A 12,573-nucleotide genomic window follows, 5' to 3' on the forward strand; every position below is an offset into this window, starting at 1 on the left:
CAAGGTACTCCTGTGAAACCTTTGCACGGAATTCTACTGTATGTGGTGATTTGGACATAAAAATACCTCCTAAGTAGCTTTTGGTTATTTCCATTGTCTACTTAAGAGGTATCATATCAGAAGTAATCCGGACAGCAGCCGTCTCGTCGTTCTTTTTGTGGCTCTTGTCTGCAATTATGCAGACAGGGAAATTCCTTTTTATTTCACAGTGATCAATTCGTATTCTTTCTGTCCAAGTCCGATCTTCACTGCATGTTCAATAGAGGATTCCCAGTTAGTCTCCGGGAAAATGGTGTGGAAATGGTCGTGGTGATGTTCTTCTTCCGTCATCTCTCCCAGAAGACTGTTCTTGATCTCCGGCTGTGCATTGACCGCGTCAGCGCAGGCCATATCCAGGGCTACCGGGTCAAAGGAAGCGAACATACCGATGTTTGGCACAATGGCCGCGTCATTTTCCGCATGGCAGTCGCAGTACGGGGACACATCGATCACAAGGCTGATGTGGAAATTGGGGCGTCCGTCCACAACGGCTTTTGTGTACTCTGCAATCTTGCAGTTTAAGATATCATTGGACTCATCGGAAGCCGGCTGTACGGCATCTTTTGGACAGACACCGATACATCTGCCGCAGCCCACACATTTGTCGTGGTCAATATAGGCCTTTTTGTTCTCGAACTGCGGGGCATCATGGGCACAGACCTTTGCACACTGTCTGCATCCGATACACAGATCCTGATCTACATGAGGCTTTCCGGCACTGTGCATCTCCATCTTGCCTGCACGGGAACCACAGCCCATACCGATGTTTTTCAGGGTACCGCCGAATCCGGTAGCCTCATGGCCTTTGAAATGAGTCAGGGAAATAAATACATCTGCGTCCATGACTGCACGTCCAATTTTTGCCTCTTTTACATACTGGCCGCCCTCTACGGGTACCAGCTCCTCATCTGTTCCCTTCAGGCCGTCTGCGATCAAAACCTGGCAGCCTGTTGTGAGAGGATGGAAACCGTTTAAGTTTGCGCTGTCCAGATGATCCAGCGCATTTTTCCTGCCTCCTACATATAATGTGTTGCAGTCGGTGAGGAATGGTTTTCCTCCCAGCTCTTTTACTACGTCTGCAACAGCCTTTGCATAATTCGGGCGAAGAAAGGCCAGATTTCCGGGCTCTCCGAAATGCATTTTGATGGCAGCGTATTTGTCCTCAAAATCAATTTCGCCGATGCCGGCCGTTTTAATCAAACGCTGAAGCTTTGTCAGCAGGTTGTCTCCATTTTTTACACGAAGGTCTGAGTAGTACACTTTAGATGCTGTCATTCGTTAATCCTCCAATCTATGTATTCTGGAGATAATTTTAGCATTTAACTATATAAGATACAAGACAAAATGGAAAAAAAAGCAATATTTGGATAGTATCCGGCATATATATCAATTTCTGACATTTTCAGTCCATGGAAAGTGTGATAGAATAAGTAACAGCGCAAAAAATATACCCACACGTTTGGCAAACAGTGAATTGCAGTTGTGGCAGAGTCTGTGATAGACTAAAAAGAGAAAACAGAAAAATCAGGATACCGGTTTACAGGGAAAAACCTGCGCCGTATCGTAAAATACACAGAAGACAGGAGCAAAAGACGAGATGAGCAGAAAATTATATCTGGAATGTTATTCGGGAATCAGCGGTGATATGACAGTGGCCGCGCTTACGGACCTGGGAGTGGAAGAGGCGTATCTGAGGCAGGAGCTTGCCAAGCTGCATCTGGACGGATACGAGATCAAAATATCCAGGACAAAGAAAAACCAGATTACAGCGGCAGACTTTGATGTGATACTGAAAGAGGATGGAGAAATGCACGGCCATAGTCATGACCATTCCCATCCCGGGGAAGGACACGAACACAGTCACAGCCATTCCCACAACAGTTACAAAGAGATCAGTGAACTGATCAGCCAGTCAGAGCTGAATTCCCGTGTCAAAGAAATGAGTCTGAAAATCTTTCACGTCATTGCAGAAGCGGAGGCGAAGGTCCATGGAATGCCTGTGGACCAGGTGCATTTCCATGAGGTGGGGGCTGTGGATTCCATAGTGGATATAACAGCCGCAGCCATATGTCTGGACAAGCTGGGATTTGACAGCATCCTGACTTCTGAACTCTGGGAAGGAAAGGGAACCACCTGGTGTCAGCACGGCAGGATCCCCGTACCGGCTCCCGCTGTGCTGGAGATGATGGCTGACCACAGGATACCCGTAAAATTTACGCCGGTGGAAGGGGAGATGATCACACCCACAGGCGCGGGAATTGCAGCCGCTCTCACTGCGGAAAGAAAACTCCCTGAGCGTTTTGTGGTTGAAAAGGTCGGTGTGGGAGCAGGGAAAAAGGATTTTCCCCATGCCAATATTCTGCGTGCCATGATCCTGAACACGGATACAGATGCTGTATCCGAAAAAAAGGAAAAAGCGGCCGGCAGTACAGAGAACAGGAAAAATGGGGCAGATAATGCTGTGAAGACAAATCAGGGAATTGCCGCAGGTTCGCTGAATACTGTTACCGTGCTGGAGACAAATGTGGATGACTGTTCCGGTGAACAATTGGGGTATGCCATGGAATGCCTGTTACGGGAAGGGGCACTTGACACCTCCTGCATACCCGTATACATGAAGAAAAACCGTCCTGCCTACATGCTCCAGGTCATCTGCAGGCCGAAGGATGAGGAGAAAATGGAAACTGTCATTTTCCGTGAGACCACCAGTATCGGTCTCAGAAAATACAGGGAGGAGCGGAGCATCCTTCCAAGAGAGATCATCACAGTCACACTTCCGGACGGACAGGAAGTGAGGGTTAAGAAATGCAGCCATCACGGACAGGAATTTTTTTATCCCGAATACGAAGATATGAAAGCCGCCTGCAGAACAGCAGACCGCAGTTTCCCGGAAATCTGTAAAGAGGCTGTGGACGCGGCGGATAAGAGAATGAACGGAGACGGAAAATGAATCAGAATTTTACAGAGAAAGAAGAAGCATTATATTCTATTATGAAGAAATACACAGACCGGGATGTGTGCATCGCTTTTTCCGGCGGTGCGGACAGCAGCCTGCTGCTGAAACTGGCTGTGGATTGTGCCGCAGAGGGCACTAAAATATATGCAGTGACTTTTGACACGGTGCTTCACCCGTCCTGCGATTTAGATATCGCAAAAAAGGTGGCAAAAGAGATGGGGGCCATCCATCAGGTGATCTTTATCAATGAGCTGGATAATTCTGCCATTCAACACAATCCGGTGGACAGATGCTACCAATGCAAGAAAATGCTGTTCCAAAACCTCATAACATTTGCCGGGAAGGTCCATGCGGCGGCAGTCCTGGAGGGAACCAATGAGGATGACCTCCATGTATACCGGCCGGGCCTTAGGGCAGTACGTGAGCTGGGGGTAAAAAGTCCTCTTGCCGAAGCGGGTCTTACAAAAAAAGAGGTGAGAAGCCTTGCAGAGAAGCTGGGAATCTCCGTGGCAAACCGCCCCGCAGCCCCCTGCCTTGCCACCCGCCTTCCCTATGGGGCTGATCTGCAGCCGGATATCTTAAGGAAGATCGAAGACGGTGAGACATATCTGAAGCAGGCAGGGTTTCCGGTGGTAAGACTGCGCCTGCACGGCAATATTGCAAGGATTGAGATTCCTGTATCTGATTTTTCTGCATTTATAGAAAAGAGGCAGGAGATAACAGACAGATTGAAACAGACAGGATTTTCTTATATTACATTGGATATGGAAGGATTCCGAAGCGGAAGTATGGATGAGACGCTTTCTTGACTGGCCTGATCTGTGAAAAGCCGCAGCCCGAGACAAGAGTCGAAAAATAATATACGTTTCTGCTTGCAGGCCGTGAAGAAATAGTATATGATATAGGCAATGGAAAAGAAAATATAAATATCAAAAAACGAGGGCACTGTGATATCTCACAGTACCCTCGTTGTGCGTCCGGCAGCAGGGAACGTCATCCTGCTTTGTTTCAGGGAAGCATAAGAATCCCGGAATAGTCAAGCCCAGCAAAGACCCGGTTGGCCTTTTCCTGGTTCTTCTGAATGATCGCGGGGCTTAATCCTGCGATCCGGACTGCTATGGTGGGCAGCAGATCCAACAGCCGCCGGAAATCACTGCTGTTGATATCCACATCTTTGTTCTGCAGGATCAGTTCACGTCTGGCACCGTACTCTGCGGCTGCGCACCAGTAATAAGATTCCGGTGTGATATCCACATGAAAATAGTTCAGTATTTCCACCTGTTTTTTTCTGACAGCCCCGTGGAAGGCAGGGGGAACCAGATCACTCTCATTGACCTCCAGGTGAAAAGAGAGGATATGGGAATCGCGAAAAATCTGTGTCATCATAATGTTGGACTGCAGCATATGAGCCTGCAGCTCATTGTCGAGAAGTCCCTCTGCCTGTGCGGCAATAAAATTCTGGATTTGACAGAGATAATCCATATATATTTTATCCAGCAGTTCCTGTTTTTTAAAATGATAATTGACCAGTCCCACCGGTACATTTGCTTTCTGGGCAATCATCTGGTATGTGGTCTTCTTATATCCATTCTCGTACATCAGCCGGCGAGCGGTCTGGTAAATCAATTCCTTTGTCAATATTCCGTTGGCATACTGCATGAAATCCCCCCTTATTTTTCTACATCCATTTTTTACATAATATCACAGATTACGTGGACATGACAACGGAAACCTGCTACAATGAATATTATATAAAATGAAAAATATTCAAAATTGAAAGGAGGGAAAATAAGTAACTGCCAATCACACGGAGAAGGAGGATGAAATGGAAAAGAGAAAAGAAAAACTGGGGGGATATCTGAAGGTATCCTATGGTCTTGCGGATTTGGGGTTTATCTTTATGGTCACCATGTCGAATACATATCTGCTCATGTTTTATACAGATGTGGCGGGAATCACGGCAGCGGCAGCCGGAACACTGATGATGGTGGGAAGAATCATTGACAGCTGCAGCCCGCCGGTCATCGGTGCGGTGATAGAAAAGAGTCATATGAAATGGGGCAAATACAGGTCCTGGCTGATCATCGGCGCGCCACTTATTTTCGTCACCAATGCACTTATGTTTTTGAATAATCGTATTTCCATGCCGGCAAAGGCGATTCTGGCCTGTATCGTCTATGCAGTGTTCTGTATCTCCACAAACATTGCCTACACGGGATATACATCCATGAATTCATCCCTTACCAATGACCAGAAAGAGCGTGTACAGCTCTCCACGTTCCGCGGACAGGGAAATGCCCTGGGAAAATGTCTGGCCGGATTTCTGCTGATTCCCCTGATCACCATATTAGGCGGAGGAAAAGAGATGAATGCCGGAGGTTTTTTCCTGGCTTCCATAGTGGCGGGGATTGTGTGTGTGCTCCTGTATGGCAATCTGGTCTGGGCTTCCAAAGGAAAAGATATTCAGAGTATGCCGGGGGATTCAGGAAAAAAAGACAGTCTGAAAGCGGGGAAATGCTGGGGCTTGTCTTAAAGAACAGGAATCTGATGCTGCTGTTTCTGACAGATGTGACCCGCATCTTAAGTATGCTGGTCATGTACGCCATGTTCCCTTATTTTTTCAAATATGTGGTGCATGATATCAACGGCGCGGCTCCGTTTTTCGGAGTGGTCAATATTCTGGCTTTTGTGGGGGCAAGCAGCGTGCCCTTTGTCACAAGATTTTTATCGAAACGAAACGCTTATATCACCGGAAATCTTGTACTGGCAGCGGGAATGATTCTAGCCATTCTGTTCAGCAGCAGCGTCACCGCGATCATTGCCTTGATTTCCGTGGGATACATCGGCTATTCCTGGGGAAATGTGGTGAATACCTCCATGTACGCGGACACTGTGGATTACGGGGAATGGAAGACCGGGAAGAATGCCAGGGGCCTGTACTTTTCCATGTTCCAGCTCTCCATCAAGATCGCTGCGGTATTCAGCACCGCCATAGCCGGTTTCGGACTTTCCATGGTGGGATATGTGGCAAATACAGAACCCACCGAACAGGTCATACGCGGAATCCGTGTCATCTCCATGGGACTTCCGGCAGGTCTTTTGATCCTGGGGGCAGTGCTGCTTGTGTTTTATGATCTGAGTCAGAAGAAAATGGAAAAGATCCATGAGGAGCTGTCACAGCGCAAGGCGGAAAATAAACAACAGATGGAATAGAGAAAAAACAGACAGGTACAGCGTAAAACTGCTGCCATAATCGGACAATGATCAAAGCCTGATATCTGAAAAGTCAATCCACAGATCATCATATATATTTGCTTTTATTTTATCGTGGAATGTGTAAGTACCTACTTGGAAGTGAGTTTCTTCAAGGTTATACACGAGGATTGTCTGCGTGATCGGATCCACGATCCAATATTCCCTAACTCCTGCGTCGGCGTACAGGTTTAGCTTCCGGATGTAGTCATGACTGGAATTACCAGGCGAAACAATTTCAATAATCCAATCCGGCGCCCCGGTACAACCCCGGTCTGTAAGCTTGTCACGGTTATATATGACGCTTATATCAGGTTCAACGATGGTTTTCTTATCCTCATATAATTTAACAGCGAATGGGGCAGGGTAGACCTCACAGAAACCGGCTTTTGATTTGATATAATTATTTATGGCAGTGTGTAGTTTATCTAAAATTCTTTGGTGTACCCGGCAGGGTGCGGCCTGGTAATAGATTTGACCGTCAACCAGTTCAGCCCAGACAAGATAAAAGCGGGAGAACAAAAGTTTGTAAAGAAAAAACACTTGACACCTTAAGAAAGATGTTGTATGATACACAAGGTGATGATGAGTGGAAAAAATTGTAGAACAGACTTTACTGTACGATTTCTACGGTGAACTCTTAACAGAGCATCAGCGCAGAATATACGAGGATGTAGTGCTGAATGACTATTCTTTGAGCGAAGTAGCCGAAGAGCTGGGAATCAGCCGGCAGGGTGTTCATGACAACGTGAAGCGCTGCGGCAGGATCCTGCAGGATTATGAGGACAAACTGCATCTGGTGGAGAAGTTTGTGAACATCAAGGAAAAGATCCACCGCATCCGGGAATTGACCGGACACTGTGAGGCCATGAGTAAACAGGAGCTGGTCACAGAAGTGGAACACATTTCCCAGGAAATATTAGAGGAGTTATAGCAGATGGCATTTGAGAGCTTAACCGATAAACTTCAGAATGTATTTAAAAACTTGAGAAAAAAAGGCCGTCTGACCGAAGCCGATGTAAAAGCAGCGCTGAAAGAAGTGAAAATGGCACTTTTGGAGGCTGATGTAAGCTTCAAGGTGGTAAAACAGTTTATGAAATCCGTCCAGGAGCGGGCAGTAGGTGCTGACGTCATGTCAGGATTGAATCCGGGTCAGATGGTGATCAAGATTGTAAATGAAGAGCTGGTCAATCTGATGGGCAGCGAAACTGCAGAGCTTTTGTTAAAGCCGGGAAGTGAGATAACTGTTATCATGATGGTTGGTCTCCAGGGTGCAGGTAAAACAACCACAACCGCGAAGCTGGCCGGCAAGCTGAAGTCAAAAGGACGTAAACCTCTCCTCGCAGCATGTGACGTATACCGTCCGGCAGCTATCACGCAGTTACAGGTGAACGGAGAAAAGCAGGGCGTGGAAGTATTTTCCATGGGCGATAAGCAGAACCCTGTGAATATCGCCAAGGCAGCATACGAGCATGCAAAAAAAGAAAAATTCAATGTTTTGATTCTGGATACCGCAGGCCGTCTTCATATTGATGAAGATATGATGAAAGAGCTTGCAGACATCAAGGAAGCCCTTGAAGTGGACCAGACTGTTCTGGTAGTTGATGCCATGACCGGTCAGGATGCAGTAAATGTGGCAGAGACCTTTGGAGAGAAAGTCGGCATTGACGGCGTAGTTCTTACAAAATTGGATGGCGATGCCAGAGGCGGTGCGGCATTATCCATCAGGGCAATCACCGGTAAACCCATTTTATTCGTGGGTATGGGAGAGAAACTTTCGGATCTGGAACAGTTCTATCCGGACCGTATGGCATCCCGTATTCTGGGAATGGGCGATGTGATGAGTCTGATCGAGAAGGCGCAGGCCAATCTGGATGAAGAAAAAGCCAAGGAGATGGAGCAGAAGTTCCGGAAGAATTCCTTTGGTTTTGACGATTATCTAGAGAGCATGAACCAGATGAAAAACATGGGCGGCTTATCCAGTGTACTGAACATGATACCGGGTATGGGCAGTCAGATAAAAGATATCGACAGCATGGTAGATGAGAAAGATATGGCAAGAAAAGAAGCCATGATCTTATCCATGACACCCAGAGAGCGCTCTCATCCGGAGATCCTGAACCCATCCAGAAAAGCGAGAATCGCCAAAGGGGCAGGAGTGGATATGGCGGAAGTCAACCGTCTGGTCAAACAGTTTGAACAGGCCAAGAAAATGATGAAACAGATGCCCGGACTTATGGGCGGCAAAGGTGGTAAAAGAGGAAAATTCAAACTTCCCTTTTAACATATAGAAGAAAAAAACCAGGAGGTGAATGAGATGGCAGTAAAAATCAGATTAAGAAGAATGGGACAGAAAAAGGCTCCTTTCTATAGAATCATCGTTGCAGATTCCAAATCCCCGAGAGATGGTAAATTCATCGAAGAGATTGGAACATATGATCCGAACCAGGACCCAAGCGTTTACAAAGTAGACGAGGAAGCAGCAAAGAAGTGGCTTGCTAACGGTGCACAGCCGACAGAAGTTGTTGCTAAAATCTTAAAAGCGGCTGGTATCGAAAAATAGGATTCCGGGAGGTAGCTTGTAATGAAAGAATTAGTAGAAGTAATTGCAAAGTCTCTTGTAGATTATCCGGATGAAGTTGCGGTAACGGAAACAGAAGAGGACAATGCCGTTCTGGTAGAGCTGAAAGTGGCTCCGGCAGATATGGGCAAAGTCATCGGCCGTCAGGGAAGAATTGCCAAGGCAATCCGTACCGTAGTGAAAGCTGCATCTTCCAAAAGCGACAAAAAAGTAGTCGTAGATATTTTACAATAACTGGACCGGCTGCCTTTCGGGGCGGCTTTCGGTACAGGCGAGGAATACGGCGGATGATATCCGTTCTGTGTAAGCGGGAGCTGTCGCGGTAAATTTTACTGCATCAGCCCCCTTTTTTCATTACAAAGAGGACCGCAATAACGTGATGTTTTATAATAGGAAGGAATTTGATCATGGAAGATTTATTACAGGCAGGTGTGATCACCACCACCCACGGAATCCGCGGGGAGGTCAAGGTATATCCCACCACTGATGATGTGCATAGATTTGAAGACCTGGACAGCGTATTGCTGGATACAGGCAGGGAGTATATAGAACTGGAAATTGAGAATGTCAAATATTTTAAACAGTACGCGATCCTTAAATTCAAAGGAATCAACAACATCAATGACATAGAGAAATACAAAGGCAGAAGTCTTTATGTGACCAGAGACCAGGCCATTCCCCTGGATGAGGACGAGTATTACATTGCAGATCTTATCGGACTTGATGTTTACCTGGAAAACGGAGAGAAATTCGGTGTCCTGAAGGATGTGATGGAGACCGGAGCCAATGACGTTTATATTGTAGAGACGGGGGAAGGGAAAGAAGTGCTGCTCCCTGCCATACACGAGTGTATTCTGGATGTGGATATTGAAGAAAACAGGATGGAGATACATCTGATGGACGGACTTCTGGATTAAACAGGTGACTGCTTTGGCGGCTGATTAGATACAGATATTATTTGTGCTGCTTTTGGGCAGCGGAATGGAGATTACGATGAATTTTCATGTGTTGACCCTATTTCCGGATATGGTGCGGCAGGGGCTGGATACCAGCATCATCGGCCGGGCCATGAAGGAGAAACATATATCTCTGGAGACAGTCAATATCCGGGATTTTTCCGATAATAAACATAACAGAGTGGATGACTACCCATATGGCGGAGGCGCCGGTATGGTCATGCAGGCAGAGCCGGTTTACCGGGCCTATTGTTCCGTTGCCGGGAAATCCCTGGCGGCAGAAAAGGGCAGAAAACCCCGCTGTATTTATCTGACACCACAGGGAAAGGTATTTAACCAGACAATGGTGGAGGATTTTGCCCAGGAGGAGGAGCTTATCTTTCTCTGCGGACATTATGAAGGCATAGATGAGCGTGTCCTGGAGGAAATCGTGACGGATTATGTTTCCATTGGAGATTATGTGCTCACCGGCGGGGAACTGGCTTCTATGGTTATGATCGATGCCATTTCACGTTTTGTACCGGGCGTTTTGAGCAACGAGGAATCTGCCCAGTTTGAATCCATGCAGGACAACCTGCTGGAATATCCTCATTTTACGCGGCCTGAGACCTGGCATGATAAAAAGGTGCCAAAGGTTCTGCTGACCGGTGACCATAATAAAATTGAAGCCTGGAGATGGGAGCAGTCCCTCAGGCGCACAAAAGAGAGGAGACCGGATCTTATGGAGAAAAACAAGACCCTGACCGTGGCGTATTTCAGCCCCACAGAAGGCACAAAACATGCAGCGGAGATGCTGGCCGGCATGCTGTCACAAAATCCACAGTATCTGGATTTGACAAGAAGAAAATTGAGAAAACAGAAACACAGCTTTACAGAGAAGGACCTGCTGCTTGCCGCAGCGCCTGTCTATGGCGGACAGCTACCCAGATTGCATGAGGCGCTGTTTACAAACCTGCAGGGGTCCCATACGCCGTGTATTTTAATGGCAGCATACGGCAACCGCCATTATGACCATACACTGGCGCAGATGAAGAAAATACTGGAGGACAGGGGATTTTACTGCATTGGGGCAGTGGCGCCTGTAATTCCTCATATTTATTCCGATAAACTGGGAACCGGACGCCCGGATGAGGAAGATATGCAGATTTTCCGCAAGTTTGCGGTGACAGTAAAGAAACGGCTGGAGGAGGAGTTCCATGGCCCCGTCGAGCTTCCCGGAGAAGCTGAACCGGAACCAAAGCAGATGAAACCGGTGGCAAAATTCTGGGATGGGGATAAGTGCAATGGCTGCCAGGCCTGTGTGCAGAAATGTCCGGCTGCCGCCATTGATAAGGAGACCTATGAGGTGGATGAAAGTCTGTGCATCAACTGTATGAGATGTGCGAGAGTCTGTCCTGCCAAAGCCAGAAGCTATGACTGTGGGGAGGTTCAGAAATATCTGGAATCCAATTATATGGAGAGACGTGAAATAGAGTGGTTTTAATTCAGTGAAAGCACTGGAGGCATAGTATTAAACTCTGCTTCCGGTGCTTTTTTTGTGAAGCTTGTCTGTTGTTTTCACTTGCGTCACATATTAGCGTCAGAATAGTCATCCGGAAGGCTGCTGCCAGGTTCCGGGTCCCCGTGAAGCCGGTTGATTTGAACCAGGCACATTAACAGAATTCCGAACATGGAGCCGACCAGGAATGATACAGCGATAAAAACGATCATAGGATAAACCCAGCCCTTCTTTTATAATATTTGTGAACAGGTATTCTAATATATATTATATTGCAAATATGGGATGTTTATTCAGTAATAAGAATATTAGATGGATAATCTGACAGATTTATATTTACAATAAATTATCTGGAACCAGTGAAGGGGAAAGTTTTGAAGTTATTTTACTGCCTTTAAATATGAGGTGATGATGTCGATCAAAAAGGTGCGTTTATCCGAGGGGCAGGTTTCAATCAGTATTTTGATAGAGTTTAAATCATTCAGAGCCTTCTGTTCTCCAAAGAGCAGGTAGTCAATATTAATATGCAGTGCGGATTTCAGCTTACACAGAGTGTCCACGGACATCCCCTTTTGTCCCAGTTCCAAATCATAACAGAAGCGTGGTGTGATATCCGCCTTTTCAGCCAGTTCTTCCCGGGTATATCCCAGTAATTCCCGTTGCTGCTGTATCCTTTTTCCTACATAAACTTTGTCAATTTCCTTCATTTTTTGTCCTCCGTATATTTTATTTATGGAAAAATATCCCTTTGACTACGATACCAGAAATAAAACGGTAAAAAATGAACTGTAAGGAGATAAAAAATGTGCTCAAGGTTCGTTTTCATTACTGCTATAAGAAGATAAAATCTAAGTTACAATAAAATGTAATTTTTTTACAGGCACTTTTTAACTGGTTATTATAGATAGTATTCTGAAAGTGCTGTTTTTTATGCAAATGGGACGTCGAAAAAAATTGCTTTATGAAGTGCTGTGTCGTTCGTGAGGCTGCCGCAGATGCGTGTGCTGCGTTCTGCCCCCGGCAGAATGGGATTTTCATTACGTGAGAAAGAAAAATGGCGTAGCGGTTCAGTTATGTTAATATGACGAATGGAAGGGGAATGATTCATGGATTATTTTTTAAAAAGCCGGATAACATAAGGAAATATGCCGGCTTTTGTGTTTATTTAAAGAGAAAACGGAACCTGTTGGAAATATTTTAGATTAATCCGAAAACAGATGTATAACAAAAGATGCATCCTGTTGCTTGACATAATATGTCAAACGCGTTAGAATGTACAGGAACAAAGGAA

General features: G+C 46.1%; 15 protein-coding genes and 1 pseudogene. 11 read left to right on the top strand and 5 right to left on the bottom strand.

The genetic code is table 11. The annotated features are described in order from the left end of the window. Positions 1–198 precede the first annotated feature (198 nt). The gene (locus MUB35_RS27870) at positions 199–1,314 is read right to left on the bottom strand and encodes a DUF362 domain-containing protein (RefSeq protein ID WP_148392796.1); all 1,116 of its coding nucleotides are present in this window, start codon (positions 1,312–1,314) and stop codon (positions 199–201) included. A gap of 322 nt (positions 1,315–1,636) precedes the next feature. On the opposite strand from MUB35_RS27870, the gene larC reads away from it, so the two are divergent. Both larC and larE read left to right on the top strand, forming a co-directional pair. After that, positions 1,637–2,989 (top strand): nickel pincer cofactor biosynthesis protein LarC, encoded by a 1,353-nt coding sequence (gene larC / locus MUB35_RS27875; RefSeq protein WP_033142793.1) that lies wholly within the window; start codon positions 1,637–1,639, stop codon positions 2,987–2,989. Further along, positions 2,986–3,804, top strand: a complete 819-nt coding sequence (gene larE, locus MUB35_RS27880) for an ATP-dependent sacrificial sulfur transferase LarE (protein WP_148392794.1) — start codon at positions 2,986–2,988, stop codon at positions 3,802–3,804. Before larC ends, larE begins: the two co-directional genes overlap by 4 nt. A 199-nt stretch (positions 3,805–4,003) precedes the next feature. Here the strand turns inward: larE and MUB35_RS27885 are convergent, their stop codons facing one another. After that, positions 4,004–4,654, bottom strand: a complete 651-nt coding sequence (locus MUB35_RS27885; RefSeq protein ID WP_033142795.1) for a TetR/AcrR family transcriptional regulator — start codon at positions 4,652–4,654, stop codon at positions 4,004–4,006. Between the two features lie 166 nt (positions 4,655–4,820). On the opposite strand from MUB35_RS27885, the gene MUB35_RS30575 reads away from it, so the two are divergent. Together MUB35_RS30575 and MUB35_RS30580 are read left to right on the top strand one after the other, a co-directional pair. After that, positions 4,821–5,528 (top strand): MFS transporter, encoded by a 708-nt coding sequence (locus tag MUB35_RS30575; RefSeq protein WP_255786340.1) that lies wholly within the window; start codon positions 4,821–4,823, stop codon positions 5,526–5,528. Further along, complete coding sequence (locus MUB35_RS30580; RefSeq protein WP_255786341.1) at positions 5,435–6,208, top strand: MFS transporter; 774 nt, start codon at positions 5,435–5,437, stop codon at positions 6,206–6,208. Before MUB35_RS30575 ends, MUB35_RS30580 begins: the two co-directional genes overlap by 94 nt. Before the next feature lie 51 nt (positions 6,209–6,259). Here the strand turns inward: MUB35_RS30580 and MUB35_RS27895 are convergent, their stop codons facing one another. After that, a complete protein-coding gene (locus tag MUB35_RS27895) occupies positions 6,260–6,790 on the bottom strand; it encodes a Uma2 family endonuclease (RefSeq protein ID WP_244807213.1) in 531 nt (176 codons plus the stop codon). Between the two features lie 46 nt (positions 6,791–6,836). On the opposite strand from MUB35_RS27895, the gene ylxM reads away from it, so the two are divergent. The 7 genes and pseudogenes from ylxM (at position 6,837) to MUB35_RS30960 (ending at position 11,267) form a co-directional block, all read left to right on the top strand. Further along, the gene (gene ylxM, locus MUB35_RS27900; protein WP_033142798.1) at positions 6,837–7,181 is read left to right on the top strand and encodes a YlxM family DNA-binding protein; all 345 of its coding nucleotides are present in this window, start codon (positions 6,837–6,839) and stop codon (positions 7,179–7,181) included. Between the two features lie 3 nt (positions 7,182–7,184). After that, a complete protein-coding gene (gene ffh, locus MUB35_RS27905; RefSeq protein WP_033142799.1) occupies positions 7,185–8,531 on the top strand; it encodes a signal recognition particle protein in 1,347 nt (448 codons plus the stop codon). 33 nt (positions 8,532–8,564) lie between these two features. After that, positions 8,565–8,810, top strand: coding sequence for a 30S ribosomal protein S16 (gene rpsP, locus MUB35_RS27910; RefSeq protein ID WP_033142800.1), 246 nt, complete (start codon positions 8,565–8,567; stop codon positions 8,808–8,810). 21 nt (positions 8,811–8,831) lie between these two features. Continuing rightward, the gene (locus MUB35_RS27915; protein ID WP_018597481.1) at positions 8,832–9,062 is read left to right on the top strand and encodes a KH domain-containing protein; all 231 of its coding nucleotides are present in this window, start codon (positions 8,832–8,834) and stop codon (positions 9,060–9,062) included. 173 nt (positions 9,063–9,235) lie between these two features. Further along, a complete protein-coding gene (gene rimM, locus MUB35_RS27920; RefSeq protein ID WP_033142801.1) occupies positions 9,236–9,745 on the top strand; it encodes a ribosome maturation factor RimM in 510 nt (169 codons plus the stop codon). 76 nt (positions 9,746–9,821) lie between these two features. Then, positions 9,822–10,514, top strand: a pseudogene (gene trmD / locus MUB35_RS30955) (tRNA (guanosine(37)-N1)-methyltransferase TrmD); the annotation flags it as partial. Positions 10,515–11,027: 513 nt separating this feature from the next. Further along, positions 11,028–11,267 carry a 4Fe-4S binding protein gene (locus tag MUB35_RS30960; protein ID WP_334303738.1) on the top strand — a complete coding sequence of 80 codons (240 nt, stop codon included), beginning with the start codon at positions 11,028–11,030 and terminating at the stop codon, positions 11,265–11,267. 83 nt (positions 11,268–11,350) lie between these two features. Here the strand turns inward: MUB35_RS30960 and MUB35_RS27930 are convergent, their stop codons facing one another. After that, positions 11,351–11,494 (bottom strand): DUF3789 domain-containing protein, encoded by a 144-nt coding sequence (locus tag MUB35_RS27930; RefSeq protein ID WP_118594115.1) that lies wholly within the window; start codon positions 11,492–11,494, stop codon positions 11,351–11,353. Positions 11,495–11,662: 168 nt separating this feature from the next. Beyond that, positions 11,663–11,989 (bottom strand): helix-turn-helix domain-containing protein, encoded by a 327-nt coding sequence (locus MUB35_RS27935; protein WP_033142803.1) that lies wholly within the window; start codon positions 11,987–11,989, stop codon positions 11,663–11,665. Positions 11,990–12,573 lie beyond the last annotated feature (584 nt).

The organism is Blautia sp. NSJ-175 (assembly GCF_022867815.1).
Lineage (GTDB): Bacteria > Bacillota > Clostridia > Lachnospirales > Lachnospiraceae > Blautia > Blautia celeris.

Bases quoted from the DNA above. Each gene is read 5' to 3' on its own strand.
- MUB35_RS27870 (WP_148392796.1), bottom strand. From the start codon at position 1,314: ATGACAGCATCTAAAGTGTACTACTCAGACCTTCGTGTAAAAAATGGA.
- larC (WP_033142793.1), top strand. From the start codon at position 1,637: ATGAGCAGAAAATTATATCTGGAATGTTATTCGGGAATCAGCGGTGAT.
- larE (WP_148392794.1), top strand. From the start codon at position 2,986: ATGAATCAGAATTTTACAGAGAAAGAAGAAGCATTATATTCTATTATG.
- MUB35_RS27885 (WP_033142795.1), bottom strand. From the start codon at position 4,654: ATGCAGTATGCCAACGGAATATTGACAAAGGAATTGATTTACCAGACC.
- MUB35_RS30575 (WP_255786340.1), top strand. From the start codon at position 4,821: ATGGAAAAGAGAAAAGAAAAACTGGGGGGATATCTGAAGGTATCCTAT.
- ffh (WP_033142799.1), top strand. From the start codon at position 7,185: ATGGCATTTGAGAGCTTAACCGATAAACTTCAGAATGTATTTAAAAAC.
- rpsP (WP_033142800.1), top strand. From the start codon at position 8,565: ATGGCAGTAAAAATCAGATTAAGAAGAATGGGACAGAAAAAGGCTCCT.
- MUB35_RS27915 (WP_018597481.1), top strand. From the start codon at position 8,832: ATGAAAGAATTAGTAGAAGTAATTGCAAAGTCTCTTGTAGATTATCCG.
- rimM (WP_033142801.1), top strand. From the start codon at position 9,236: ATGGAAGATTTATTACAGGCAGGTGTGATCACCACCACCCACGGAATC.
- MUB35_RS30960 (WP_334303738.1), top strand. From the start codon at position 11,028: ATGAAACCGGTGGCAAAATTCTGGGATGGGGATAAGTGCAATGGCTGC.
- MUB35_RS27930 (WP_118594115.1), bottom strand. From the start codon at position 11,494: ATGATCGTTTTTATCGCTGTATCATTCCTGGTCGGCTCCATGTTCGGA.
- MUB35_RS27935 (WP_033142803.1), bottom strand. From the start codon at position 11,989: ATGAAGGAAATTGACAAAGTTTATGTAGGAAAAAGGATACAGCAGCAA.